The sequence below is a fragment of the Chlorogloeopsis fritschii PCC 6912 genome, assembly GCF_000317285.1.
In the GTDB taxonomy this organism is placed as follows: Bacteria; Cyanobacteriota; Cyanobacteriia; order Cyanobacteriales; family Nostocaceae; genus Chlorogloeopsis; species Chlorogloeopsis fritschii.
This window is the reverse complement of the sequence record NZ_AJLN01000145.1, coordinates 116,821-142,416: the sequence shown is the minus strand read 5'-3', so window position 1 is coordinate 142,416 and position 25,596 is coordinate 116,821. Positions and strand designations below refer to the sequence as shown.

The window sequence follows — 25,596 nt, the reverse complement described above, 5'->3', positions numbered from 1 at the left end:
GTTGTAGCGACTGCCGTGCGAGTTTATTTAGATATTTTTTCATTCTAGAGAGATTGTTGTTAAAACCCGCCCGTACAGTACTGCCCCTCTGCTCCCCTGCTCTTTGTTCCCTTGTCTCCTTGTCTCCTTGTCCCCTTGTCTTCTTCCTAGCCCCTAATCCTTTGCCTCTTTCATCACAGCCTGCCGAAAACCCAGTACAACCAAAATATTAGAAAGCACTAAAAAAGATTCTGCACTCCCGTGTAACCAATCGACGTTTGCCAAAGATTTACCGTAATGTAATTGAGCATAAATCCCTGCTGGAATAGTGACAGCAACAAAAACGAGAGTGCAATAAAACCCATACAGCGCTAAACGCGGCATTTGCTTGACTCGGCTGATAAACCACAAGAAACCCAAGTAGGGAAACAGTGACAGGATAAATAGGGTTTCTTTTGAAATCATGGTTATAAAGTTGCAAGTTACGTGATAGTTAATTATTGCTCTGATTCGAGCGGTTCTGTGGAAGTCAATTCATCGGTAACATCACTAGATTTAGTCGAACGCCAAATCCATACCGCAGCCGCCCACAGTGTAAAGTTACCCACTAAAGTCATGCTAGCTTGAAGTGTTACCAACCATTCGAGTGATTCTGCATTGTCGAAATAGTGCCAGGTACAGGCACACATTGCGCTTATTAAAGCTGGTAACATCCCAAAAGACAATGCCCACCAAGCGCGGTTGTTCGTCAGTTCACCGTATCTCCATATCAACCAAATGGCTACAATCCACTCAATAACGCTAGAGACGTGAATAATCCAGGTAGGAATTGAAAGAGCGTGCATAATTAGTCATTAATCAATAGTCATTTGTCATTTGTCATTGTAGAGACACGATTAATCGCGTCTCTACAAATCTCCCAGTACCTAGTACCCAATTCCCATTACGTTTTAATGCACAATATCAGTTAAATAATCTGAAAATCCAAAATCTAAAATAGTTAAGATGCGGGCATTATTGTCTGGATATTACGGTAAAGGAAATGGTGGTGATGAGGCTTTGTTAGCAACCCTGCTACAAATGCTACCACCTGATGTTACACCTGTGGTTCTTTCTGGTAATCCACAAGAAACGCAAAATCGCTATGGTGTAGAAGCTTATGAACGCATGAGTTTTTTAGCAGTAATACAAGCTTTGCGCTCCTGCGATGCTTTGATTTGGGGCGGCGGCAGTTTAATTCAAGATGCTACAAGTGCTGTTAGTCCATTTTACTATGGCAGCATGATGACATTAGCCCAAAAAATGGGCTTGAAAACTGTTGCTTGGGCACAAGGTATTGGCCCTTTGGAGCGTTCTGTCACTCGTTGGCTGGCGCGGCGAACTTTTGCAGGTTGCACTAAAGTTAGTGTTCGCGATCGCGCTTCTGCGGCTTTACTTTCTGATTGGCAAATTCCCCACATTCTCGCACCCGATCCAGTTTGGGCTTTGGAATCTAAACCAGTTCCCGGATTTTGGGATTTACCAGCACCTAGAGTGGCGGTGACTTTGCGATCGCATCCCCAACTTACACCCGCTCGCCTTGCTAACCTGACTCGCGCGTTGGTAGCTTTTCAGAAAGCTACGCAAACTTTTATTGTGCTGTTGCCATTCCAAAAAGCTCAAGATTTGAGTATCGCCCAAGCCATTCAACCTGCTATTAAAGATGCCAGCCAAATTCTTTCTCTAGAAGATCCACAGCTTTTAAAAGGTGTATTTCGCGGTGTGGAAATGGCGATCGGAATGCGCCTACATAGTTTAATTATGGCAGCAAGTGAAGGGTGTCGTTGTTTTGCCCTCAGTTACGATCCCAAGGTGAATCGGTTGATGGAAGATTTAGATATGCCTGGGTGGAATTTAGTAAATTTGCCAGACGATCCTAATGCGATCAGCAAAACTTGGATTGAACATTATGCTAATGGCGATCCACTCTCATCAGAAAAAATCCAGTTTTTAGTAGATCGGGCGCTAATTCACCGTGAGGTACTTTATGCGGCACTAGGTAAGAATTGATAGTTTTAATGTACTAATATCCTTTTGGAATTTATGTTTGCGAAGCCATTTCTCTATAAGATTATTTACTCATGTACAAGCCTTTAGCTAGACGAGTGTTTATCGGCTTATGTTTTGGGATAAGTCTGTCAGTATCCTTATCACAAAGGACTAAAGCAACACAACGCTTAAAGGTGAAACCAAACAAACATTACTTATTTAAAGAAGATAGTCAGCCTTTCTTTTATCTCGGTGATACAGCTTGGGAGTTGTTCCATCGGCTGAATCGGGAGGAGGCACTGATTTACTTGCAAGATCGTGCCAGAAAAGGATTTAATGTCATTCAAGCTGTTGTTCTTGCAGAATTAGATGGGCTTAAGCAACCTAATCCTTATGGCTATTTACCCCTAAAAAATAACGATCCCACCAAACCTAATGAAGGTTACTTTCAGCATATTGATTACATTGTAAATAAAGCCGAAGAGATGGGGCTTTACATCGGAATGTTACCAACATGGGGAGATAAGTGGAATCAGAAATGGGGTGTAGGGCCGGAAATTTTTACTCCAACTAATGCTGAAGTTTTTGGTCTATATCTTGGCAAGCGTTACAAGAGTAAGCCAATTATATGGATTCTCGGTGGCGATCGCAATCCAGAAAACGATACTCATCTTGCCATAATTCGGGCGATGGCGAAAGGATTAAAGAAGGGGGATGGAGGCAACCATTTAATGACATACCATCCACAGGGAGGAAGTAATTCCGCGACTTGGTTTGAGAATGATGATTGGCTCGATTTTAATATGTTCCAATCGGGTCACATGGCTATTAATTTACCTAATTATGAGGTTACATCAAAGAACTATCTGTTAAATCCACCAAAGCCAACGCTAGATGGGGAACCACGCTATGAAGATCACCCTATTAACTGGAATCCAAAGAATGGCTGGTTTGATGAGTTTGATGTTAGGCAAGCTGCTTACTGGTCAATGCTAGCAGGAGCTTGCGGTCATACTTACGGTAACCATAACATCTGGCAGATGTGGGAGCCAAACAAAAAGCCCATTTCAGCAGCGAGAACACCTTGGCGGAAAGCCTTAAGACATCCTGGTGCAATCCAGATGGGCTATTTGCGGCGATTATTTGAATCTAGACCATTTACTAAGTTAGCACCCGATCAGTCTCTGATTATCGGTAATGTGGGTGAGGGGATGGATCATTTGAGAGCTGCTTGTGCGGAGGATGGTAGTTTTGCATTTGTGTATACACCTACCGGAAAGCCTATTACTGTGAAGCTAGGGAAAATAAAGGGCAGTAAAGTAAAAGCTTATTGGTACGATCCACGCCGGGGAGTTGCAAAACAGATCGCAGAACTACCTAATATTGGAACAAGAGAATTCACACCGCCAACAAGAGGGCGAGGTAACGATTGGATCTTGGTGTTAGATAATGCAGCAATTAATTTTTCAACGCCAGGAGATGATTAGAAGGTTATCGGATTAATCCTTTGGGATGGAGATTGCCCACCAATTGTGTATTGTGGTGGGCATGAAGAAACTTACGCTACTACTTTTTCAGAGTTTACTTCTACTCTTTTGTTTGCTAATCGCTCATAATTCATCCGTAGCAGTTCCAAAAGCAGTGGCACATCCTCCACACTATGGATGTAATAGGAAATCCAGCCACTATTAGGATAAATGTGATGAGGAGAAGCTTTCCCTGATTCTATTAGTTGTTTCCGTATTTTAGCTGTAAAAGGAAGATCTGCTTGAGTGACTCCATGTAAGTGACCAATTTCACGCCCCTTTACCTGAAACTCAATGCCACCATAGCGATGGGGCGATACTGTTACACCTTCCCAAGTCTGTACTTCCCGCAATATAGCGTCTTTAATATTACTCATAGCTGTCAGCCCTCTCAAAGCAGGACTTTATCTTATATTTTTAATCATAGTTGAAATGATTATGATTTGCAATAAGTTTATTCTATCTTTACTTCGAGGGGCTAGCTGTAAAAGCGATAACTTGTTGTCTCATCGCAATAAATAGTATTCCCAAAGCGAGCAAAACTCCTCCTGCTAAAGAGTATGTCAAACCCAAGCCGAGTTTTGCACTTACGGGTTGGCTGACAATAGGTGAGAGAAATTGCCCTAAAAATAAAGATGTAGAAAGTCCCCCTAAAGCACGCCCGCGCACAGCATCAGGGACAGTTGCGGATACCCACACTGTCATATTAGGCATGAGGAGTCCCAGTCCCATACCTGCAAAGCTTAAACCGAATAAAATTAGTGCATAGCTACTAACTAAACCAATAATGGTATAGCCGATGCCCATAAATCCGAAGATTATGGGCAGAATGCTGACAAAATCAAGCTTTGCTCTCACTCTACCGTAAGTCAAGGAAGCAAAGGCGCTAAAGAGGGTAGAAAAAGCGATCGCCATTCCGCTTTGTGTGGGTGTTGCATTTGTGAGACTACGCAGATAAAACGGTAGCTGTACGGGAATAAGGTAGAAGATGATTTGGCTGAGGACAGTAATACTAAAGATAAGTACGAGTAAATTAATGGGGATGGATTTATCAGTAATTACTTCACCATCTTGAATTGATGGGATGTTTGATATGCTACGGCTTGGTTCGTAAATGCAAAAAAGAATTAGAGGTATTAGTAGCCATGCCAACAGATAAATTAAAAATGGTAAGCGCCAGTTTGCACTTGCGAGCGAACCACCTACCGACAAGAAAAGTACTCCTCCCAACCCCATAAAGGCTGCTTGCAAACCCATAAACGCGGCACGGGCAGCGCCAATATAATAGTCTGCAATCAAAGTAGTAGCGCTAACCATTACTCCTGCCACTGCCAAACCTAGTAAAGCACGTCCAGCGAGAATGGCAAACAAAGAATTGAGAATTAATCCAGAACCCCCTGCAAAACCATAAAGTATCGCGGCAGCCAGTAATAGTGGTTTGCGTCCCAGTCGATCTACAATTACGCCAGCGATGGGTGAACCAATGACGATAAATAAAGCAGGAAGCGTCAAAACCAGCTTTACCCAGAGTTCTACATTTGCCACATCAGCAAATTGATCTTGCATCGCAGGTAGAGATGGAGCGATCGTTGCACCTGCCATCACTGTTAAGGTGCTAGCAAGCAGTAAGGTAGCTTTGGTTAAGGTTGAGTTGGGATTAGAATTGCTCATAAGTTTTCGAGGGATTAGGGACTAGAGACTAGGGACTAGGGGAGCCAGCGCCGTGCGGAGGTTTCCGAGCCAGTGCGCCCTTGCGGGTTAAGCGCGTTGTAGCACCTGGCGTGCTAGGAAAAGGACAATGGAACACGGAGACACGGGGAAAATTTTTGATAATTTATCCCTCTCTCTCATTCCCCCACTCCTGTTCACTAGTCCCTAGCCTAAGCGCCTCTAGCCCCTATCCCTAAGCCGTAACAGTTTCCTGATAAGGAACGAAAGCTTTCTTGCTAGCGCCACAAATCGGGCAGTACCAATCCTCAGGAATTGCTTCAAAGGGTGTTCCAGGAGCAATACCAGAATCGGGATCGCCCTCAATTGGATTGTATATCATCGAACATTGACGACAAATCCACTTTTGGGTAGCGGGGTCGCTACTAGCTTGTTTAGCAAGGGGAGTTTCCCCTTGTAACACCTGGAGAGCTTCCGTATATTGACGGGCATGATAATTTTCAACGTGTGTTAATAAACCAAAGTTATGGGCTGCTTTACGGAATGTGTTAGCGTGTTCGCGAGACTCTGCCTGTTGCGCTTCAAACTCGACTACAGCTTTATTATCGCGATCGGCACGTGCCTGCTCGGTGAATTCTGGGTACATGGTAGTGTACTCATAGGTTTCTCCTTCAATTGCTAACTCTAAACAACGAGCAGCGATCGCTTTCTTTTGCTCTTCAGTTAAGGAGGCTACATCACCCACTACTAACTCTGGATGCATGAGGCGAAAGTGAGCAAAAGCGTGTTCTGTCTCCTGATTTGCCGTCTCTCGAAACAGCTTTGAAAGTTCATTCATCCCCAACTGGCGAGTCACTTCTGCAAAGAACAGATACTTGCGATTCGCCATTGATTCTCCACCAAAAGCTTCGGCTAAGTTCTTGGCTGTATTGGAGTTAGATAAATCCATTGTGTTCCCTCTTGTGAATCCATTTCAAGACTGCTATTTTGACTGCAGTCTTAGCTAAAGCGTACTCGTAATGAGTATGATTATATTATATGTACTCGTTACGAGTATGAGAAACATAGATTCTTTTAAGAAACGAGGCAGATAGCAGAAGTGGCTTCGCGCAAGAGCGTAGGTAGGAAAGAGGATTTGACTATTGCGGAGTAATTATTTCTAGGCAGGTTGCGCTTCTAGGAATGGATAGTCGATATAACCTTTTTCCAAATCTTGATCGCCTAAACCGTAAAAAGATTTTGGATCTGGTGTATTCAAGTCAGCATCTATTTGAAAGCGTTGGGGTAAATCTGGATTTGCTAAGAATAGCTTGCCATAGGAAACCAAATCGGCATCGCCTGAGGATAAAACCTCGTTACCTTTGGGCTTGTCGTAGCCACCATTGGTGATAATTGTGCCTTTATAAATTGGACGGAAAATTGGCAAGACAGGATTGAGAACCTCACGAGTAGCTAAATCGATTTCATTTGGTTCCATTAAGTGAATGTAAGCCAGATTAAATTCATTGAGTGCGGCGATCGCATAGCTAAAGGTTGCCTTGGGATTTGAGTCTTTCATGCCGTAGAAAGTGTTACTGGGTGAGAGCTTAATCCCGACGCGGTTGCTTACCCAAACACTGCTGACAGCTTGTACTACTTCTAATAAAAAACGAGCGCGGTTTTCAATAGAACCGCCGTATTCATCATCACGCTGGTTAGAGCCATCTTGAAGAAACTGATCTATTAAATAACCAAAGGCTCCGTGTAACTCAATACCATCAAATCCCGCTGCCATTGCATTTTCTGCTCCTTGACGGAACTGCTCGACAATTTCAGGAATTTCATGGGTTGCCAAAGCGCGGGGTGTTTCAATATTAACTTTGCCAACGGGTGTATGTAACGTTCCTTCCGCAGCGATCGCACTTGGTGCAACGGGTAACTCTCCATTCAGCAAAGAAGGATGCCCCACGCGCCCACTATGCCATAGTTGCAAGAAAATCGTTCCACCTTGAGCATGAACTGCCTGTGTAACTTGCTTCCATGCCTCCACTTGTTCTTGAGAGTATATTCCCGGACAGTTCATGTATCCATTACTCAGGGGAGATACCATCGTGCATTCAGTAATAATTAATCCTGCGGATGCCCGTTGAGCGTAGTAACTTGCCATTAAACTAGTTGGAATCGCGTTGACTGCCCGCAAGCGAGTCATCGGTGCCATCACGATCCGGTTGGGCAAAGTATATGCCCCTAGCTGAATAGGTGAGAAAAGATTAGTGATTGAATCTAGAGCTTGCATATTTCTAGTATCTAAAGGTAAAAAATTGCTCTTTGATAGCTCTACACAATACCACCGGTAGCCCGAATATTTTGACCAGTTATCCAATGGGCATCATCAGAAACTAGCATTGCCACAGTACTAGCAATATCATCCGGACGACCAAGGCGTCCTAAAGGAGTCTGGGCAATAAGTTGATTTACTTGCTCTTGATTTAGTACTAAACCGTCTGTTCCTGTCACGCCAGGAGCAACCGTGTTAACTGTAATACCGCGTGCGCCTAATTCCTTTGCTAGCCCCATGCTAAATTGTTCAATTGCTGCTTTGCTACCTGCATAAGCTCCGCCAGCAGCTATCGCCATTGATGTACCAGCAGTAGAAATACTAACTATTCTGCCTCCATCTGCCATATGCTGTGCAGCTTCTTGAAGTGCAAAATAGACACCTCTTGTGATGTCAAACATACTGTTATATTCTTCCTCGTTCATTTGCGCTGTTGGCTTGAAAACGTTTTTGCCAGCAGCATTATTAACAAGGATGTCTAACTTGCCATAGTAAGCGAGTGTTTTTTGGAACAGGCTACGGACATCACTAATATTTCTGACGTCAACTTGTAAGGCGATCGCATCCGATCCGTTTGCTGTGATACTTGATACAACTTCCTCAGCTTTATCTTTGTTTCCAGCATAGGTAATAACTACTTTCGCGCCATCACGTCCTAAGCGTTCTGCAATTGCGCGTCCAATTCCGCGCGAAGAACCTGTAACAATGGCTACTTTACCAGAAAGATTTCCCATGATTTATCTTCGTATAAAAAATTGATAACCTTTGAGCGATCGCTTGTCCAATTCCAGAACAAGCGCTGTCATCATCGCCACTTTACTTAATCAGCAGGCACCGTGAAAACTATCTCATACAAAGACATCTGAAACTCGTTATCAGCCAGTCTTCTCATTTCTAGGAGTGGTTCAGCAAAAGGAGGATTAGCATTCATTGCTACATAATCTTCATGAGAACTCCACAGTCCGTAGTTTACAGCCATAGCACCATCCAAGCTGCGGTGAAAATGTGTTGTTACTAGTCCTGGTTGTCCAGTTACTAACTGCACGGCTTTTTTAGTTGCCTCAAGAAAGCTTGGTTGATCTTGTGGGTTTCTGAGCTTGAAAATACCAAAATTAATTAACCCGTCTGTATTTTTTGAAATTGTCATCTCGCTATCACTAGGCTCGCTGATGAAAATTTCATAGAGACGAGAGTTTGGCGCGGGAAATGCACAAAGCCGACTAGAAATTAATGGCACTTCGCCATTAACATAAGATTCGTAGTCTTTTTGGCTTTTCCACTGGACGTAGTTTACTACTCTTTGTCCATCTCGACTGCGATGTACAGCAGCAGCTACAAAACCTGGTTGTTGCTTGAACACGGTTTTAATATCCTCTATCAATTTATCTACCAGTGACTGCTGTTGCTCTGCTTCGACGGGAAAGATATCTATTTCTGCTACTACAGGATTGTTTTTATTAACTGTAAGCATGAGTTCAAAGGTACTTGCTAGAGTTTGATTTAGTACATTCACTAAATTTCAACCTGAACCTTTGCAGGAACATCAAGCCGATGAGGATAGTAAATCATTAACTCGTATCTTTGCAGTCGGCTCACTTCAGGTATTTGAATAGAAATTTACAGAACAACAGCTGCTGTGTCTTTTCTATTCTTGCTAAAAATGGTCAGTTTTTGCGATACTTTTATTTAGTTGGCTAAATAAATTGGTTCTATGTCTTCTAAACCGATGCGGGAAACTATCGGCTACTTGATGGTGCTGGTTGCTAGAGCACATCGCAATCTAGTCAGTGCTGCTCTCGCTGACTTGGGGCTTTACCTGGGACAAGAGATTTTACTGATGTACCTGTGGGAAAAGGATGGGTTAACTCAGTCTGAACTTGTCGAGCGTATGGAAATAGAACCCCCAACCCTAACCAAAATGTTGAATCGGATGGAAAGAAGCGGTTTATTGGAGCGCTGTCGCTGTCCGGAAGATGCTCGCTCCTATAGAGTATTCTTGACAGAAGGAGGGCGCGTTCTTCAAGAACCCGTCACTCAACTTTGGCATGACTTTGAACAGCGGATCTTGACTGACTTTACCCTTGAAGAGCAACTTTTGTTTCGTCGGTTGCTTCTGCAAGTTCGCAGTAATCTAGGTTGAAAACACCTCTAGGGGCTAGAGGCTAGGGAAGAGAGATTTTCATCTATGTTGTTGTGCGAGCAAATCACATTTATATTTAGTATTTAGAAAATTTACTTAGCCAGCTAAATATTTTTGCGATCGCAGGAGGTTGTATGGATTTATTAACACTGGAAAGTTTACCGCCACAGTTGCGGCAACTCATTTCGTATCGAGAGCTAGAACCAGGAGAAGCTCTTTTCCAGCAAGGAGACGAAGCAATTGCTTTTTTTGTAGTCGAAACGGGGCGATTGAGGCTGGTGCGCTATAGCAGTGATGGCAAAGAAGTGACGTTTCAAATTACCCGCTCAGGAGAAAGTTTAGCGGAAATTGCGCTGTTTTCAAACAATTATCCCTGTGCTGCTGTAGCAGAGCTGTCTTCACGAGTGATTGTTTATCCTAAGCAACCGCTTTTGTCAGCGTTACGTAACTATCCCGATTTAGCTGAAGATTTTATGGCAATGCTAATCGGAAAAATTCACGATTTAAAGGTGCGCTTAGAATTACGGCATATTCGGGCGGCGCATGAACGAGTACTGCGATACTTGCGGTATATAGCCGATCCTAGCGAACAAACAGTGGTAACTTTCGATCGCCCACTCAAGGATATTGCTGCAGATATAGGTTTGACACCAGAAACCCTTTCTCGTGCCTTGGCTCGTTTAGAGCGAGAAGGAAAAATTAGGCGCACACGGCTGCAAATTTTACTTCAGAATTCATCTGCGGCTTGATTGCAATCAAGGGGAAATGCAACAAAAAATAATATTATATTTTTCAGTTTTCAATAATGTCTGGCAAATTAAGAATAACTTAAGTTTTGGTTAAAAAATTTGTGAGACTGCGATCGCTATGTACGTCTTTCCAAGTAGTGCCTGTGACTATATGCTGCATTGCCAAAAATTAAAGCAAGAAGAAACTTTACTAATTGACTTTAAACAGGAAGATGCTTCTTTTGAACTCTTTCCCAAAGCACCTATCCTTAGTAGTTACAATTCCGGATGGAATGGTATTCACTTCGAGTATCATCATCAGCCTAGTCATGATACTCCAGAGCACCGCCTGACTATGCATACTGTTTGTATTACCTTCAACTCTACTCCTGCAGAACGATGGTTTGATGGATACAGGCAAAGCGAGTACCAAACGGTGGGAGCAACAGCAATTATTCCCGCTGGTACACTCCACCGCTCCCTTTGGTTTCAAGATGTACAATTCATGTTTGTTGCGATTGATCCCAAGCTTTTGCTTAGTTTAGGTGCGGAAGCAAATTTATCTGAAGATATTGAACTTATTCCTCAGTTTGCAACCAAAGAAGATCCGCTTATTCAAGGTATATTTTTAGCTCTTAAAGATGAACTAGAATCAATAAATCAGGGGAATAATTTGTATGTTGAGCAACTAAAAACAACACTAGTTATTCATTTATTAAAGAAATATTGTGTTAAACAACCTCAAATAGCAATTTATAATGATGGGCTACCCAAATACAAGTTACGACAAGCACTTGAGTATATTAATGTCCATCTGAATGAAGATATTAAATTAGCTGATTTGGCTGGAGTCGTTGGTATGAGCCAATTCTATTTTGTTCGTCTTTTCAAAAATTCAATGGGTGTTACACCTTATCATTATGTAATTCAGCAACGAGTAGAATTAGCAAAGCAATTATTGAAGCAAGGCAAGGTGACAATTACTGACATTGCATTACAGTGCGGTTTTGCCAATCAAAGTCATTTTACAAAACATTTTCGTCAACTTACAGGAGTTACACCAAAGGTATATCAAAAGCATTGATACTCTCACCTTCAAGAATTATAGTTACTGAGTCACCAAAGCAATATTAGATTGTTCTTCAGGCAAAATTAAATTATATGCTTGTTTTAGAGCTAAGATTGAGACCAGTTCAACCAATGAGTCAGGGTTGCATGGTTTAGTTATATAACTAGAGAAACCTGCATTGAAAGCAAGATTAATCGCTTTTTGATAGGCAAGAGTTGTGAGAGCTATAGCTGAAATTTGTCCTAATTTTCCTTTAATAGTTCTAACCTTATGAATCAGCGAATATCCATCTTCATCAGGTAAAAAAATTTCGCTAATGAGAATATTTGGTTGCAGTTGGGTAATTTTTTGAAAAGCTTCACTAGTTGTTTTTGCTAGTACTACCTGTGTATTGTATGGTTCAAAAATAAATCTAACTAGTTCAAGAGAATCAACATTATTATCTACTGCTAATATTTTTAAACCGTTGAGAGCTTGTGAGGTAATTCTGTGCTTGAATTGATTGTAGATATCAATTGACTGATTCTCACAATGGTTCAATGCCATGCAAATATACTTGGGGTTTGTTTTGCTAGTCAAGTGTGCCATTTGTTGGACAAGCATTTGGTTGGTTTTCCTGGTTTTGTCCATTAAGTAAGCTTTACTAAGTGCTGTTACAGACTTACTAAAAAATTCTCACCCAAGCTTGACGCTCTTTAATTCTAGTGAAAATCTAAGAAGAAAAAACCTTATAAATAACTTATTGAATTTGAAGCCCCAGCAATAGAAGTAATTTAACTTGAATTTATAACCATCCAAACTTTATCAATTAAAGTTTAAATTGAGGTAATAAAATGGTAAAGGTATAGAAAACATAGCTGATTCAGTTGGACAGCTAAAGATTACCGTTCCAACAATTAAAGTTGATATGAAAAATAAAAATATTTAGACATTAATACAAAAATACCCTAATTATCAAGACTGAACTCTTAGGGTATTAAATAAAAGCTATTGCAATTTTCAAATTTTTACTGCTCTTTTAGAAAATTTCTCACACCCGGATGATAATCTATACCTTTAAAACGCGGGCTATTAGCTTCAGAAATACTAAATAAACTCCAGAAAGGATTTTTACTTCTTAATTGTGGTGCTTGAGGATAGGTAGCTTTTGCTAGCTTATACACTTGTTCTGAAGGCAGAGATTTATTCACAAAAATAAATGAAGTACTAGCCACTGTGTTAACTGTTTCCTTTTGCCAAGGATATGTATTAGCAGGAATTTTTGCAGGATTGTAAAGAACAGTACCACGTGTATACATTCGCTGAGGAATTTTAAATTGCTGCTGATTGATTGGTAGGAGTTTAAGCGTTGCACCTTCTTGAGCAGAAATATTTTTTAATAAAGGATTACCAATACCAGCAGTGTAAAAAGCGGCATCAAGTTCTCCGGTTCTGACTTTTTCAATTGACTCTTTAACTTCCATTGGAAGTAGGGATTGATTAACTACATCTATATCATGAAGTTGATATAGAAAAATAGCACTGACATAAGTTCCCGAATTTTCCGGGCCAACACTTACGTTTTTACCTTTAAGATCCGCAAAAGATTTTATCCCAGATGAACTATTAACTATAACATGAATAGTCTCAGCGTTCACTGGAGCAAAAATTTTGATATTATCAGCAAGCTTGGCAATACTTTTATCGCCTGCATTCCGTAATAGGTACAAAGCATCTTGTTGAGCAAATGTCATATTAGCACCACCATTCCCCAACTGGATTAAGTTTTGAAATGAGCCTGGAGATTGTTCTTTGATTGCTAAGTTAAATCCAGATTTTTTGAGAACATCTTTTAGTTCTGTAGCAGCTTGGTGATAAAGGCTCGGTGGTTTTGTTGATAAAAATGATAATGTTTCTTGGGCAACAATTGAGCTTCCGGTTACGAAACTTCCTAATGTAACGATAGAAGCTGCTAAGAGAGATAAGCAAACAAATAATATAGACTTTCTCATGTTGATAATTCCTACCAAAAAATAATTTTAGCACTCTATCACTATAAATCTTCTTGAAATAATTTATTACAGTTAATGTATAAAAGAATGTAAGAAATTTATAAGAGGATGTTTAGAAATTTTGTTAGTAAATTATATTTACTACTACACAATAGTAGAACTTGCACATGATGTACGGAATAATAAAACCACAGAGGCACAGAGTACATAGATTAATAAGAGTTAGAGAGATATTTTGCCTAAATTCTAAATAGATTTTGATTTGGATATAAATAAGCTGCTCCAGCAATCTCAGTTCTAGTACTAAAATAAACTGCTTGATTGCTGGGCATTACGACTAATCTTACTATTGTGGAATTGTTATTTCAGTTGTAGTTCTGCCTCACCCACAACTTGCTCTCCTGATTCACCTAGAACTTTTGAATAGAAAAATCCTGCCAAAATTGCACCTAAAATAGGAGCAACCCAGAACATCCATACTTGCCTAAACAATTCTACTCCTGCAAAAAGGGCTGGGCCTGTACTGCGAGCAGGATTAACTGATGTATTGGTGATTGGAATACTAATTAAATGAATTAGTGTCAGCGCCAAACCAATAGCAATAGGTGCAAAGCCTTTGGGAGCACGGCCATCTGTTGAACCTAAAATTACTATTAAAAAAATGAAGGTAAGTACAACCTCTGTAATGAAACAAGCGACTAGTGAATAACCCCCAGGAGAATGCACTCCAAAACCATTTGTCGCTAATGGATTAGAACCAGAAAGTGTAAATCCTTGTTTACCAGTAGCAATTAAATAAATTATTCCTGCAGCGACTATTGCTCCTAATACCTGGGCAACAATATATGGAAGTAATTCAGAGCCTGGAAAACGCTTTCCTGCCCATAAACCAAATGATACAGCTGGGTTTAGATGACAACCAGAAATATGACCAATTGCATAGGCCATTGTTAGCACCGTAAGGCCAAATGCTAAAGCAACGCCTAAAAAGCCAATTCCCAATTCATTGGCTTTTGCATCAGGGAATGCTGCCGCAAAAACAGCACTTCCGCATCCACCAAGAACTAGCACAAATGTTCCAAGAAACTCTGCAAGACAACGCGTAAAAAGAGATATCATTTTTTTCTCCGTGCTCATGTTCTACTCAATTTTTGACCAAATTTTAAAGTCTTTTTATTTTTAATAGTTTATTTGGTCTTATATTTCGTGCTATTCGTCATTATGTATAATGTGCATCTAATTACAACAACAGATTTAGATTTAAGAAATTTTTCAGATTTATTTATTTCGTGCTGTAATCATATAGAAAAGAAATAAGAAATTTATAAGAAGCTTATAAGAATAGTTAGTTTTGTCAAAAATGCGTAGACGCTGTATCGGCTTGTCGGTAGACATCGCCTCGTCTAGAAACGTGAAATGCTTATATTTTCAGTATTGCCAGCTATGATAATACCCAGCACACTAGGCAACACACTTCTGCAATAAATGTGTTGGTTAACTTTTGAGCCGCATATTAAATTACTCCAAATAAATATAAGATTTGGATTGCAAAGAACTTAATGTAATATCAATGTTTCTTAACTAAGTTTTGCAGTTTTCTCTATATTGATTGCAACAAAATTTTCTATGAAATATGGCGTTCACATATATAGTGAAACTTTTTGAAAGTAATATAGTTATCTAACTATTGCTTTTAATCTAGCATCTATCTCTAGAGATATTTTTTAGTAACCTTAAAATACTCATTTTTTGTAAGTTCTCATTTTTTACTCTAAATTATCAGAGCTTACAGATATTTTACTAATATTATACTTTTGATAGATGTTTTATTTTTGAGTACGTGCGTTTTTGCATATAATTTTAATGAACTATGTAAAAATGAACACGGCTCATTATGTTATTGATGAGATTGATATTTATTAAGTAGAATATTTATGAATAATCTCTAACACTATTACAAAGATAGTAAATAAAGGCTTCAACTGTGAGAATACAAATAGGTTTCTTCACTGATTTTTAATGTCATCCCGCCCAGAACTTCAGTTCTGGGCTAATAGCTTAAGTCTACTTCTAGGACTGAAATATGCAGTGAGTCTACTTAAGTGGACTGTAGTTATTAGGTGTGAGAATAGATGCTCTGATGGAATAGCAACACAGTTGTATCCTTAACTATTAGGGGTAACGCTAACAATTCCCGACCACTGCACTTTTTTGAGATTGTCACGGCGGTAGGAAAAGAAATGTTCTGGAGCTTGGTAGGTACAGTAAGGAGCGATCGCTATTTGTTCTAGGCTGATACCCAAACTTTCTAACTGCAAGCAATTTACTTGTCGGACATCCACCCGCACTTTTGTAGGATCGGGATCGGGGAGTAAAGGAGATTTAGGTAACTTTTGTAAGGCTTCGATAATAGCGGTTTCGTCTTCATGGGAGATAATGCTAGCTCCAATTTGGGCTGCAACTTGCGTAGATACTTGGTAAACTTCTCCCGCGATCGCAGGCCCCATCGCGATTCGTAAATCTGGAATTTTGCTGCCTTGTGCTTGCAGGCGAGCAATAGCTTGCGGCACAATCTTAGCTGCTGTACCTCGCCATCCGGCGTGTACCGCTGCTACCTGCCCAGTCTTTTCATCAGCAATCAGTACAGGTGTACAATCAGCAGAAGCCACCCACACAGCTTGTAGAGGTTCTTCGCTCATCAAACCATCTGCAGGTGCCAAGGCAGAATTATCTTCTTCCTCATTCCCACTTGATAGCTGACTACAAATTTCTGAAGGTGTGAGCACAGTATTGCCATGCACCTGCTTCAAGCGATATCCTAAAGCATCTGGATGCAGTACCACAGTTAACTCTTCTGGAGAGCGAGGCCAAAACTTGTGAGTAAAAAAGCCGTGCGGCCAAGTTTCCAGAAGACTACAAGTCAGGTAAGACATTCCTTCCCAAGTGCGCCAGTACCAAGTATGCATCTTCCACTAAGTCTCAAAACAACATCAAAAAGCAATCAATTCATGCTAGCTTGAACAAGCAAATTTGGGTAAACCCTGTGGGATTGAATCGGCAACAGCTAGAAGCAGCCCTGAGAGCAGGGCGAAAAAATACTTATTTACCATTTTGCCTTTATTTGGTAAGTTCCGTAGATTCAACTAACCAAACCCTTTGGAAATTGCTCGATGAAGGAGCACAGCCAGGATGTGCAGTTATTGCCACTCAGCAAACTGCTGGAAGGGGGCAATGGGGGCGGCAGTGGGTTTCTGCACCAGGAGGATTGTATCTTTCGTTATTGTTAGCTCCCAATATAGAAGCTAGTAATAGTTATCAATTAACTTTTGCTACTGCCTGGGGTATATCTTACCAATTGCGAGAATCTGGTATTAATGTTGGAATTAAATGGCCTAATGATTTGGTCATCAATCAGCGCAAGCTGGGCGGTATATTAACGGAAACGAAAGTCAACCAAGGAGTAATTACTCAAGCGATTGTAGGCGTTGGCATTAACTGGACTAATCCAGTACCAGAAACCGGAATTAACTTGGAAATGTGGCAAGCTGCCAAAGATCCCAAACCAATTTCCAGTCTGGAAATGCTCGCTGCTAAAGTTTTATTGGGAATAGAATGTGGTATACAGTGCCTTTTTGAAGAAGGAGTCAATATATTATTGGCTCGCTATTTAGAGTTACTTGCAAATGTGGGCGATCGCGTTTGCATTAATGATTTAGCTGGCACTGTTGTTGGTGTAAAATCTACCGGGGAACTTCGTGTCCGTTTGCAAACATCTGAATCTCTAACAGAAATAACACCAGAAATTTATCTTCAGCCCGGTACAATCAGTCTGGGCTATAGCAAACTATCTGGTTAATTGTCTAGCTTGTCCAAAATTTTAAATTTGGGCTAAGAAAATACTGAGATGATCTTTTTAGGCTAACTACACACAACATCAGAGAACCCATGAAGCAGCGTCATAACTCTGCCCCCAATCGCTTGCACCACTTATGGCAGCGCACCCTGCCAGCCCAGAGTCTCTGTTTGGTTGGGAGCTTCAGCCTTGTCAGTAGTGGTTTGGCATTTGCTCAAACCGACTCAGCTATTGACAATATTGTGCCTACAGTTGAAAATTCTCAACCAGCAGCGGGAAATATCGTCAATCAAGATACAGTTGAACAAACATTCATAGCTTCAGAATCAGCTAAACCACAGCCAGAATTTTCCCAACGCCGAACCAGACTTAAACAAAAACTGAAGAAAACAGAGATTTCTCAGCCAACCGCAACAGTCAAAACAGAGTCTAGAGTTGGTGTGAGAACATTCAAAACTGGAGTAACAGTTTCCCAACCTGCAACAAAAGTAACAATTCCAACACTCAAGACTACTCCAGTTGTCCGAGAGCAAAAGCCCAAAGTAGAGTTTGCTGCTCCTGTTGCACCTCGTTCTATACCCAAACAACTGCCAACAGTTAGCCAACCCTCAAATAACTCTCCAAACATCGCCAGTTGGGCGACAGGGAAACCTAAGGATTACAATAACGCTTACATCGACCCCACTGATTACAATCGAAATACTACTTCTAAATACGACGCACCTAGTAGCGTAGTAGTTATAGAACGTGCAAGTGGTTGTCAAGCCGTCTTAGCAAGAGGAATTTCTAGTCTTAATTGCGCCAAAGCACCAGGTACTTCTGTTGCCAATGCCAAAAAAGCCACGCCCGCCTGGTTAAACAAAAGCCAAAACACTCGCATAGCAGCGGTTCCTGCAGTACAGCGGGTTGTTGCTACTGATGCCAACAACAGAGGATTGCGTGCTCCACGGGTAATTTCTAAGCTGGTTACTAATACTGGATGGCGTTCTAACCAAACAGTTCCTGCTAATGCTGGCAAGAATGTTTATCAATCGAATCGCTTTATTCCCAATCCTAGCGATTTTACTCCTACCACGACAGTTAGTTCTGTTCCCATTGCACCGAGTGGGGGTGCTTTGCCAGCACCACTTACAGCTGAGAATATTGCACCACGCCCCAGCATGGTAGCTTATAACATCCCCTTGGCAACGACACTGCCACGTATTGCCTTTACTGGTATTTACGGTCGTGGCATCGCTTATAATCCCACAGGATTAATATTCCCCCTTAGTGTTCCTGCACCAATTACGTCATTATTTGGTTGGCGAACTCATCCCATTAGTGGCGATCGCCGTTTCCATGCTGGTATGGACATAGGCGCAGCGATGGGAACACCCATTTTAGCGGCATACTCCGGTCAAGTAGAAGCTGCTGGCTGGCAGGGTGGTTATGGCTTAACCGTTGTCATGAGCCACAATAACGCTCAACAAACACTCTACGGTCATATGTCAGAAATCTTTGTTCAACCCGGACAAAGGGTAGAACAGGGAACTGTAATTGGAAGGGTAGGTAGTACAGGAAATTCTACAGGCCCCCACCTACATTTTGAAGTGCGTCAACTCACACCCCAAGGATGGGTAGCAGTCGATCCAGGCATACAATTACAGTTTGCTCTCAATCAACTTGTAAATACTTTGCAAACAGCACAGGTTCCTAAAGAATAGGGGCTAGGGGCTAGGGGCTAGGGGCTAGGAAAGAACACCAGGTGCAGAGGGAGAAATTCCCCCAACCCTATTCCCCGTTCCCTGTTCCCTGTCCCCTATTCCCTTTCACAGATACCCATGCTCTGCTAGAAAAATGGGCGTTATTTGCTCGTGATTGGTGTCTTTTGAGTTGTTTTGCTCTCCCTTGCCCATGACAAGGAATCTTTCTACATATTTGCCTAGAATATCCCCTTCTAAATTTACCGAACTGCCTGGAACTAGATAGCGAAGATTAGTCTCGGCATAGGTAAGAGGAATAACCGCTACTTTAAACTGGGAAATTTCTGGCTCGTAATCGGCGACTGTGAGGCTGATGCCATTAATGGCTATACTGCCTTTAGGAACAAGATAACGAGCGATCGCATCAGGAGCACTAAAAGTCATTTCCCAAGACGTTGCCGTCTGTTCTGCGGCAATCATGCGCCCGATTCCGTCTACGTGTCCCATCACAAAATGACCGCCGATTTTGCTACCTACTCGTAGGGAAGTTTCTAAATTCACATATTTTGGTTCTGCTTGTTCTATTCCTAAGGTAGTACGGCGTAAGGTTTCTGGTGAAGCAGTGGCAATAAAACCGCTCTTTAGAACTTCTTCTACAGTTAAGCAAACGCCATCTACTGCTACGCTGTCACCATAAGCCAGATCCCGCATAACTAATTCAGATGACTGGCTCATACAGGTGATTTGCCAAGAATCCCCTCCCAGGGGACTTATAGTTCCTAATGCTTGAATTATTCCTGTAAACACGGCTTTTTAGTCAATTTAATTCTATTTATTGCGTAATTTCGACTAAAATCAACTGGTAATTCTCCCAAGTATCCTTATTTTTAAAGTATATTTTCTGACTCAATTTCGTATAACGATTTCAACACATTTACAGTAATTACAAGGCATACTTGGATCAGTAGATTATTGTGGAACCAAACTAATTTAACTTACTCTGGTATTCGCAACCATTTGGGAGTTTAATAGAAGCAATTATAGAGAATAAAGAACTATGTTTGTTATTGTCCCAATCTTACCAAATCAAGGGTATGATTTGTTACAGATACCCTCTAGCGCTCAAAGGATTGTAGAGGCTTAACCAATGATTGAAATGAAAGTCGCTGGTATAGCATTAGATGCCATAACTCGCAGCCCAATTGTACTTTTGAAAGATGCTTCAGATCGCCGTGCTTTGCCTATTTATATAGGTCAAGAACAGGCTAGGGCAATCATGAGCGCATTGGAGAATCAAAAGCCTCCAAGACCCTTAACTCACGACTTGCTCGTGAATATTTTAGAGGCGTGGAATATGACTCTAGAGCGCGTTATTATTCATTCCCTACAAAAGGATACATTTTATGCAGTTTTAATTCTTAAACAAGGGGAAATCAAAAAAGAAATTGATGCCCGTCCTAGCGATGCGATCGCTGTTGCTCTCCGTACAAATACGCCCATTTGGGTGATGGAAGAAGTAATTGCTGATGCTTCTATTCCCGTAGATAGAGATGCAGATGAAGCAGAGCAACAAGCTTTCCGTGAATTTATCTCCAATCTCCGTCCTGAAGATTTAATCAAACGCTTTGGCAATGGTGAATCATAGAAAAGTTATTGGTCATTAGTCATTGGTACATGACAAAGGACAAATGACTGATGACATAAGGACTAATTGAAGATGCGATACCGACGCTTTGGGAAAACAGAACTGCGTCTTTCAGTGTTTTCCTTGGGAACAATGCGCTATTTGGCAGCACCAGAGAACGTATGGCAAACAATCCAAAAAGCCATAGCGCTAGGGATTAATCATATAGAAACTGCTAAGGGTTACGGTAAAAGTGAGGAGTATTTAGGAGCGGCGATCGCTTTGGGATTACCAGTACCTCGTTCGCAGCTTCACATAACTACTAAAATCCCACCCACAGCAGATGCTGACACAATGCGTCGGTGCATCAATGAATCCCTAGAAAAATTGCACCTCGATTATCTCGATTGCTTGGGGATTCATGGCTTAAACACTTGGGAACATCTCGATTGGGTAAAAGCTAAAGGCGGCTGTATGCAAGCAGTTAAAGAAGCTATTGCTGAAGGTCGTGTACGACACGTTGGCTTTTCCACCCACGGTTCCCTAGACTTAATTTTAGCAGCAATCAATACAGATTTATTTGAATTTGTCAATCTGCATTATTACTATTTTTTCCAGCGTAATTTACCAGCAATTCAACTAGCCGCTGCAAAGGATATGGGGGTGTTTATCATCTCTCCTGCCGATAAAGGCGGGCGCTTATATACACCCTCCCAAGCCCTAGTTGAATTGTGTTATCCCTTCTCGCCCCTAGAATTAAATTATCGATTTTTATTGAGTAACCCCCATATTACGACTCTAAGTGTTGGGCCAGCAACGCCAGAAGAATTGACTGAACCTTTAGCCGTGAGCGATCGCGATGGGGAGCTAACACCTGAGGAAATTACTGCTTTAGAAAGACTAGAACATTACAAAAATAAAATTTTAGCTACTGATAAATGCAGTCAGTGTTATAAATGCTTACCCTGCCCGGAAAATATTAATATTCCAGAAGTACTGCGACTGCGGAATTTGGCAATCGCTTATGATATGACCGACTACGGACAATATCGTTACGGGATGTTTGAAAACGCTGGTCACTGGTTCCCAGGCATGAAAGCGAACCGTTGTACAGAATGCGGCGACTGCTTACCTAAGTGCCCGGAAAATTTAGCTATTCCCGCCTTACTAAAAGATGCCCATGAAAGATTAAAAGGGCGAAGTGGTAGGCGATTGTGGGGTAGTTAAAGAGAAAAATGCAATTAAATATTTAACACTCCAAACTCTGCGTCCCTTTGCGTTTAAAAACATTCCAAACTTGAGAGAAAAAGTTTTTAGTTGCATGAAAGTTGTATGCAACTTTACTAAGCTGTAATTTTGTGAAATTCTCAATTTAATAGATTCTGTCGTAATTATTTTTCTACTTTTTGTAAATTAATATCTTGCAAATCTATGCAAAAGCCTGGAGCTGAAGCCTTCAAACCCTCGTCTAGGTTCAACCTGGTAACGAGAATTAGAGCAAGAGTGCTCGCCAGGTAACAAGTCTTTGCCAAAGAAGCAGAAAAAATTAGACGTAATTTGATATTACCAACATCTCAAAACTGAGCCTGTAACAAAAAGCTATCAGTTTAGAAAAAGCAAGGCTTTTATTGCCAAAAAAGTTCAAATCACAGATTTTTACAAAATATTCAGGATAGATTCTTATGAAGCTAGAATCCGTCAAAGTTGTTCTTCCTTCTCGAAAGCTGAACAACGAGGATATTGTCACACTGATTCAGCAGCATAGCGAGGCAACTTATAGTGGGGATTTAAATAAAGTTCTTCAAGATATTCGATTTTCTCTGAAATATTCTGGAGCAAAAGAGCGATACTGGCTAGACAAAGGCGAAACTCCAATTAGCCTGCTTTCCCAAGCTGTAAATGAAGCTTTAGAAGAAGCAGAATGTAAAAAGCAGGACATTGACTTACTAATTTACACTGGCATTAGCCGAGGATTTCTAGAACCAGGAGGAGCTTACTTTGTTGCCAATGCCTTAGGGATGGACAGAGTTCAGTGTTTTGATGTGCTTGATGCCTGTATGAGTTGGACACGAGCTTTGTCTCTTAGCTACACCTTATTAAAAACAGGTATCTACAGGCGCATAATGATTGTCAATGCAGAATTCAACCTCTGCGGGAGAAAGGGAGTTTATCCCGATCTGTTTAGTCTAAATCAATACGAGCAAATTACTTGGTCTTTTCCAGGATATACCTTAGGAGAAGCAGCCACAGCTACAATCGTTTCAGCCGATCCAGAACGAGAATGGGAGTTTCACTTTTCTTCTCGCCCTGACTTGGCACACCTATGTACTGCCCCTTTGGATGGCTACGAAGGTTACTGCCATCCCTGTGAATATACTGGTCGTAATGGTGCCGATCGCTTTACATCCTTCGGCTTTGAGCTACATGATCGCGGCGCTCCTGAATTAGTCTCAGTCTTTGAGAAACTCAAGGTTCCTTTAAAAGAAATCCGAGCTATTTTTCCCCATGCCTCCTCAAAGCTGGAATGGGAAAAAGGGGGAGAGTATTTTGGGATACCGCATCTTCTGTATTATATCTATCCTTATTGTGGGAATGTTGTTTCTGCTTCTGTTCCGACAGGGATTGCTTTGGCATTTAAACAAGGACAGATACAACGAGGCGATCGCTTAGTTGGTTGGGTTGGAAGTGCCGGGATGTCTTTTTGTGCCTATTCGTTCACCTTTTAGGTAGCCAACCAATCTCTAAGTTTTAGTAACTTAAAAGTCAAGGAGTAAAGTTGGATGATTGCCGATTTTGATATACAGCGAATTCCTAAAGTTTCTACCTTGGTTGATCTCCTTGAATATTGGGCAATTCAGCAGCCTACCAAAACAGCCTACACCTTTTTGAAAGACGGAGAAACAGAAGAACTCAGTCTCAATTACTATGAGTTAAATCGAAAAGCTAAGGCTATCGCTGCTCAACTTCAGGGTTTAAAGGCAACAGGCGAGAGAGTTTTACTGCTATATCCATCTGGATTAGAGTTTATTGCTGCGTTTTTGGGCTGCTTATATGCGGGAGCGATCGCTGTTCCCGTCTATCCACCCAGACGGAATCAAAAAATGTCAAGGCTACAAGGAATTGTCGCTGATGCACAGGCAAAGCTAGCACTGACAACCACCTCCTTAGTAAGCAATATCGAAAACTGGTTTTCTCAAGACTCAGAACTGGCAAAACTCAAGTGTGTATCTACAGATAATATTGCTAGTCACATGACTTTCGACTGGCAAAAACCAGATTTGAATCAAGACACTTTAGCTTTTCTTCAGTACACTTCTGGTTCTACAGGAATGCCTAAGGGAGTCATGGTGACTCATGGGAATTTGCTGCACAATGAGCAGATGATTCAGACTGCCTGTGAGCATGGCGAAAAAACTATTTTTGTCGGTTGGTTGCCTTTATTCCATGACATGGGGCTAATTGGTAATATTTTGCAACCATTATATATAGGAAGAAACTGTATTTTGATGTCCCCGGAAGCCTTTATCCAAAAGCCGGTGCGCTGGCTTTTAGCAATTTCTCGCTATCGGGCGACTATTAGTGGGGGGCCAAATTTTGCCTATGAATTGTGTATCCATCAAATTACCCCCGAAGAACGTAATAGTCTCGATTTAAGTAGTTGGGAAATAGCTTTCAATGGTGCTGAACCGATACGAGCACAGACACTAGAAAAATTTGCCACCACTTTTGCAGAGTGTGGTTTTCGTAAGAGTGCTTTCTATCCTTGCTATGGGATGGCTGAAACAACTTTATTTGTTTCTGGAGGGATAAAAACTGCTCCCCCTATTATTGAGTCATTTGACAAAGCAGCTCTAGAACAAAATCAAGCAATAGCAAAAGCTGGTTTAGAGACACAAACTCTTGTCGGATGTGGTCGTGCCTGGTTAGATGAAAAAATCGCGATCGCTAATCCAGAATCTTTAACCTCCTGTGCAAATGGACAAGTGGGAGAAATCTGGGTATCTAGTAAAAGTGTTGCCAAAGGATATTGGAATCAACCAGAGCAAACCGAGCAAACTTTTCGAGGCTATTTAACTGACACAAATGAGGGGCCATTTTTGCGGACAGGTGATTTAGGCTTCTTGTTAAATGGTGAGTTATTTGTGACAGGGCGGATCAAAGATTTGATTATTATCCGGGGACGTAACTATTATCCTCAGGATATTGAACTTACCGTAGAACAAAGTCATCCAGCTTTACGACTTGGTTGTGGGGCAGCATTTTCAATAGCGATCGATGGTGAAGAACAACTGGTAGTTGCACAAGAAGTCAAACGTCAGTTTTTTTCCAACCTGAATGGTGATGAAATTGTAGCTGCCATTCGCCAGGCAGTATCTCAACAACACCAATTGCGAGTTTATGGAGTAGTGCTGCTCAAGACAGGGAGCCTTCCCAAAACCTCTAGTGGCAAGATTAAGCGCCAAGGCTGTCGTGCTTGCTTTGTAGCAGGTGAATTGCTAGAAGTGTATCGTTGGCTCGACAACTTTAGAGAACAACCAACATCAAAGGAGTCATTTAGTAAAACAACTGAGACTAAGGAACTTTCCTGGCTAGCCATAGACATCAAAATCGGGATTGTTTCACGCTTGGCAAAACAACTTGGCATCTCACCCGCAGCAATTAATCCCCGTCAGCCTTTTTCCTACTATGGTTTGAGTTCCATCCAATTTATTAACATCGCCACTGATTTAGAGAACTGGTTAGGCATTTCCATTCCTCCCGATCGCCTATTTGATTCTCCTTCTATAGAAGCACTGGCTCATGAAATTACTCAAATGCTCAATAGATAGGGAACAGCGGATAGACAACTTAGCTAGGCATTTAAAACTCCTACTCTCTGCGCCTACCCTCCGGGAAGCCGCCCTCCGGGCGTCTAATGCGGCTCCGCGTGAGACAAAATCATAATTTGAATCAGCAACGCCGAAAACTTTTACTCTGTACTACCATTGTTG

Annotated in this window: 24 protein-coding genes; 11 read left to right on the top strand and 13 right to left on the bottom strand. The window is 41.3% G+C overall.

Annotated features, from left to right (window positions below; genetic code table 11):
- Positions 1-153: 153 nt before the first annotated feature.
- Together UYC_RS0132650 and UYC_RS0132645 are read right to left on the bottom strand one after the other, a co-directional pair.
- Positions 154-444, bottom strand: a complete 291-nt coding sequence (locus UYC_RS0132650) for a DUF3593 domain-containing protein (protein ID WP_016876591.1) — start codon at positions 442-444, stop codon at positions 154-156.
- Positions 445-476: 32 nt separating this feature from the next.
- Positions 477-824: a DUF2499 domain-containing protein gene (locus UYC_RS0132645; RefSeq protein WP_016876590.1), complete on the bottom strand. Its 348-nt coding sequence runs from the start codon at positions 822-824 to the stop codon at positions 477-479.
- Positions 825-984: 160 nt separating this feature from the next.
- Here UYC_RS0132645 and csaB point away from each other — a divergent pair, with 160 nt between their 5' ends.
- Positions 985-2,028, top strand: coding sequence for a polysaccharide pyruvyl transferase CsaB (csaB, locus tag UYC_RS0132640; protein WP_016876589.1), 1,044 nt, complete (start codon positions 985-987; stop codon positions 2,026-2,028).
- Positions 2,029-2,201: 173 nt separating this feature from the next.
- Positions 2,202-3,494 (top strand): glycoside hydrolase family 140 protein, encoded by a 1,293-nt coding sequence (locus tag UYC_RS0132635; RefSeq protein ID WP_016876588.1) that lies wholly within the window; start codon positions 2,202-2,204, stop codon positions 3,492-3,494.
- Positions 3,495-3,565: 71 nt separating this feature from the next.
- On the opposite strand, the gene UYC_RS0132630 is transcribed toward UYC_RS0132635, so the two are convergent.
- The 6 genes from UYC_RS0132630 to UYC_RS0132605 all read right to left on the bottom strand — a co-directional run bounded on the left by UYC_RS0132630 (position 3,566) and on the right by UYC_RS0132605 (position 9,031).
- On the bottom strand, positions 3,566-3,910 hold the full coding sequence (locus tag UYC_RS0132630) for a luciferase domain-containing protein (protein WP_016876587.1): 345 nt from the start codon (positions 3,908-3,910) through the stop codon (positions 3,566-3,568).
- Positions 3,911-3,998: 88 nt separating this feature from the next.
- Positions 3,999-5,204, bottom strand: coding sequence for an MFS transporter (locus UYC_RS0132625; RefSeq protein ID WP_016876586.1), 1,206 nt, complete (start codon positions 5,202-5,204; stop codon positions 3,999-4,001).
- Between the two features lie 232 nt (positions 5,205-5,436).
- A complete protein-coding gene (locus UYC_RS0132620; RefSeq protein ID WP_016876585.1) occupies positions 5,437-6,150 on the bottom strand; it encodes a rubrerythrin family protein in 714 nt (237 codons plus the stop codon).
- 210 nt (positions 6,151-6,360) lie between these two features.
- A complete protein-coding gene (locus UYC_RS0132615) occupies positions 6,361-7,476 on the bottom strand; it encodes an alkene reductase (RefSeq protein ID WP_016876584.1) in 1,116 nt (371 codons plus the stop codon).
- A 41-nt stretch (positions 7,477-7,517) separates the two neighbouring features.
- A complete protein-coding gene (locus tag UYC_RS0132610) occupies positions 7,518-8,252 on the bottom strand; it encodes an SDR family oxidoreductase (protein WP_016876583.1) in 735 nt (244 codons plus the stop codon).
- 86 nt (positions 8,253-8,338) lie between these two features.
- On the bottom strand, positions 8,339-9,031 hold the full coding sequence (locus UYC_RS0132605) for an antibiotic biosynthesis monooxygenase family protein (RefSeq protein ID WP_016876582.1): 693 nt from the start codon (positions 9,029-9,031) through the stop codon (positions 8,339-8,341).
- A gap of 198 nt (positions 9,032-9,229) precedes the next feature.
- Between UYC_RS0132605 and UYC_RS0132600 the strand changes: the two genes are divergently transcribed.
- The 3 genes from UYC_RS0132600 (at position 9,230) to UYC_RS0132590 (ending at position 11,470) form a co-directional block, all read left to right on the top strand.
- Positions 9,230-9,658, top strand: a complete 429-nt coding sequence (locus UYC_RS0132600) for a MarR family winged helix-turn-helix transcriptional regulator (protein ID WP_016876581.1) — start codon at positions 9,230-9,232, stop codon at positions 9,656-9,658.
- 134 nt (positions 9,659-9,792) lie between these two features.
- The gene (locus tag UYC_RS0132595; RefSeq protein ID WP_016876580.1) at positions 9,793-10,407 is read left to right on the top strand and encodes a Crp/Fnr family transcriptional regulator; all 615 of its coding nucleotides are present in this window, start codon (positions 9,793-9,795) and stop codon (positions 10,405-10,407) included.
- Positions 10,408-10,525: 118 nt separating this feature from the next.
- Positions 10,526-11,470, top strand: coding sequence for a helix-turn-helix transcriptional regulator (locus tag UYC_RS0132590; protein WP_235083001.1), 945 nt, complete (start codon positions 10,526-10,528; stop codon positions 11,468-11,470).
- Between the two features lie 24 nt (positions 11,471-11,494).
- On the opposite strand, the gene UYC_RS0132585 is transcribed toward UYC_RS0132590, so the two are convergent.
- The 4 genes from UYC_RS0132585 to pgeF all read right to left on the bottom strand — a co-directional run bounded on the left by UYC_RS0132585 (position 11,495) and on the right by pgeF (position 16,412).
- Positions 11,495-12,058, bottom strand: a complete 564-nt coding sequence (locus tag UYC_RS0132585) for a response regulator (RefSeq protein ID WP_016876578.1) — start codon at positions 12,056-12,058, stop codon at positions 11,495-11,497.
- A gap of 404 nt (positions 12,059-12,462) precedes the next feature.
- Positions 12,463-13,446, bottom strand: a complete 984-nt coding sequence (locus UYC_RS0132580) for a TAXI family TRAP transporter solute-binding subunit (RefSeq protein ID WP_016876577.1) — start codon at positions 13,444-13,446, stop codon at positions 12,463-12,465.
- A gap of 360 nt (positions 13,447-13,806) precedes the next feature.
- Positions 13,807-14,565 (bottom strand): aquaporin Z, encoded by a 759-nt coding sequence (gene aqpZ, locus UYC_RS0132570; RefSeq protein ID WP_016876575.1) that lies wholly within the window; start codon positions 14,563-14,565, stop codon positions 13,807-13,809.
- A gap of 1,046 nt (positions 14,566-15,611) precedes the next feature.
- A complete protein-coding gene (gene pgeF / locus UYC_RS0132565; RefSeq protein WP_016876574.1) occupies positions 15,612-16,412 on the bottom strand; it encodes a peptidoglycan editing factor PgeF in 801 nt (266 codons plus the stop codon).
- A gap of 50 nt (positions 16,413-16,462) precedes the next feature.
- Between pgeF and UYC_RS0132560 the strand changes: the two genes are divergently transcribed.
- Both UYC_RS0132560 and UYC_RS0132555 read left to right on the top strand, forming a co-directional pair.
- Positions 16,463-17,302, top strand: coding sequence for a biotin--[acetyl-CoA-carboxylase] ligase (locus tag UYC_RS0132560; protein WP_016876573.1), 840 nt, complete (start codon positions 16,463-16,465; stop codon positions 17,300-17,302).
- Between the two features lie 89 nt (positions 17,303-17,391).
- Positions 17,392-19,002 (top strand): peptidoglycan DD-metalloendopeptidase family protein, encoded by a 1,611-nt coding sequence (locus tag UYC_RS0132555; RefSeq protein WP_016876572.1) that lies wholly within the window; start codon positions 17,392-17,394, stop codon positions 19,000-19,002.
- Between the two features lie 105 nt (positions 19,003-19,107).
- On the opposite strand, the gene UYC_RS0132550 is transcribed toward UYC_RS0132555, so the two are convergent.
- On the bottom strand, positions 19,108-19,788 hold the full coding sequence (locus UYC_RS0132550) for a riboflavin synthase (protein ID WP_026087595.1): 681 nt from the start codon (positions 19,786-19,788) through the stop codon (positions 19,108-19,110).
- Between the two features lie 340 nt (positions 19,789-20,128).
- On the opposite strand from UYC_RS0132550, the gene UYC_RS0132545 reads away from it, so the two are divergent.
- The 4 genes from UYC_RS0132545 (at position 20,129) to UYC_RS0132530 (ending at position 25,434) form a co-directional block, all read left to right on the top strand.
- Positions 20,129-20,626: a bifunctional nuclease family protein gene (locus UYC_RS0132545; protein WP_016876570.1), complete on the top strand. Its 498-nt coding sequence runs from the start codon at positions 20,129-20,131 to the stop codon at positions 20,624-20,626.
- 72 nt (positions 20,627-20,698) lie between these two features.
- The gene (locus tag UYC_RS0132540; protein WP_016876569.1) at positions 20,699-21,832 is read left to right on the top strand and encodes an aldo/keto reductase; all 1,134 of its coding nucleotides are present in this window, start codon (positions 20,699-20,701) and stop codon (positions 21,830-21,832) included.
- Between the two features lie 455 nt (positions 21,833-22,287).
- Entirely contained in the window at positions 22,288-23,331 is a 1,044-nt protein-coding gene (locus tag UYC_RS0132535; protein WP_016876568.1) for a 3-oxoacyl-[acyl-carrier-protein] synthase III C-terminal domain-containing protein, read from the top strand.
- Positions 23,332-23,385: 54 nt separating this feature from the next.
- Complete coding sequence (locus tag UYC_RS0132530) at positions 23,386-25,434, top strand: AMP-binding protein (protein ID WP_016876567.1); 2,049 nt, start codon at positions 23,386-23,388, stop codon at positions 25,432-25,434.
- Positions 25,435-25,596: the final 162 nt, after the last annotated feature.

Bases quoted from the DNA above. Each gene is read 5' to 3' on its own strand.
- UYC_RS0132650 (WP_016876591.1), bottom strand. From the start codon at position 444: ATGATTTCAAAAGAAACCCTATTTATCCTGTCACTGTTTCCCTACTTG.
- UYC_RS0132645 (WP_016876590.1), bottom strand. From the start codon at position 824: ATGCACGCTCTTTCAATTCCTACCTGGATTATTCACGTCTCTAGCGTT.
- csaB (WP_016876589.1), top strand. From the start codon at position 985: ATGCGGGCATTATTGTCTGGATATTACGGTAAAGGAAATGGTGGTGAT.
- UYC_RS0132630 (WP_016876587.1), bottom strand. From the start codon at position 3,910: ATGAGTAATATTAAAGACGCTATATTGCGGGAAGTACAGACTTGGGAA.
- UYC_RS0132625 (WP_016876586.1), bottom strand. From the start codon at position 5,204: ATGAGCAATTCTAATCCCAACTCAACCTTAACCAAAGCTACCTTACTG.
- UYC_RS0132620 (WP_016876585.1), bottom strand. From the start codon at position 6,150: ATGGATTTATCTAACTCCAATACAGCCAAGAACTTAGCCGAAGCTTTT.
- UYC_RS0132615 (WP_016876584.1), bottom strand. From the start codon at position 7,476: ATGCAAGCTCTAGATTCAATCACTAATCTTTTCTCACCTATTCAGCTA.
- UYC_RS0132610 (WP_016876583.1), bottom strand. From the start codon at position 8,252: ATGGGAAATCTTTCTGGTAAAGTAGCCATTGTTACAGGTTCTTCGCGC.
- UYC_RS0132600 (WP_016876581.1), top strand. From the start codon at position 9,230: ATGTCTTCTAAACCGATGCGGGAAACTATCGGCTACTTGATGGTGCTG.
- UYC_RS0132595 (WP_016876580.1), top strand. From the start codon at position 9,793: ATGGATTTATTAACACTGGAAAGTTTACCGCCACAGTTGCGGCAACTC.
- UYC_RS0132590 (WP_235083001.1), top strand. From the start codon at position 10,526: ATGTACGTCTTTCCAAGTAGTGCCTGTGACTATATGCTGCATTGCCAA.
- UYC_RS0132585 (WP_016876578.1), bottom strand. From the start codon at position 12,058: ATGCTTGTCCAACAAATGGCACACTTGACTAGCAAAACAAACCCCAAG.
- UYC_RS0132580 (WP_016876577.1), bottom strand. From the start codon at position 13,446: ATGAGAAAGTCTATATTATTTGTTTGCTTATCTCTCTTAGCAGCTTCT.
- aqpZ (WP_016876575.1), bottom strand. From the start codon at position 14,565: ATGATATCTCTTTTTACGCGTTGTCTTGCAGAGTTTCTTGGAACATTT.
- pgeF (WP_016876574.1), bottom strand. From the start codon at position 16,412: ATGCATACTTGGTACTGGCGCACTTGGGAAGGAATGTCTTACCTGACT.
- UYC_RS0132555 (WP_016876572.1), top strand. From the start codon at position 17,392: ATGAAGCAGCGTCATAACTCTGCCCCCAATCGCTTGCACCACTTATGG.
- UYC_RS0132545 (WP_016876570.1), top strand. From the start codon at position 20,129: ATGATTGAAATGAAAGTCGCTGGTATAGCATTAGATGCCATAACTCGC.
- UYC_RS0132540 (WP_016876569.1), top strand. From the start codon at position 20,699: ATGCGATACCGACGCTTTGGGAAAACAGAACTGCGTCTTTCAGTGTTT.
- UYC_RS0132535 (WP_016876568.1), top strand. From the start codon at position 22,288: ATGAAGCTAGAATCCGTCAAAGTTGTTCTTCCTTCTCGAAAGCTGAAC.
- UYC_RS0132530 (WP_016876567.1), top strand. From the start codon at position 23,386: ATGATTGCCGATTTTGATATACAGCGAATTCCTAAAGTTTCTACCTTG.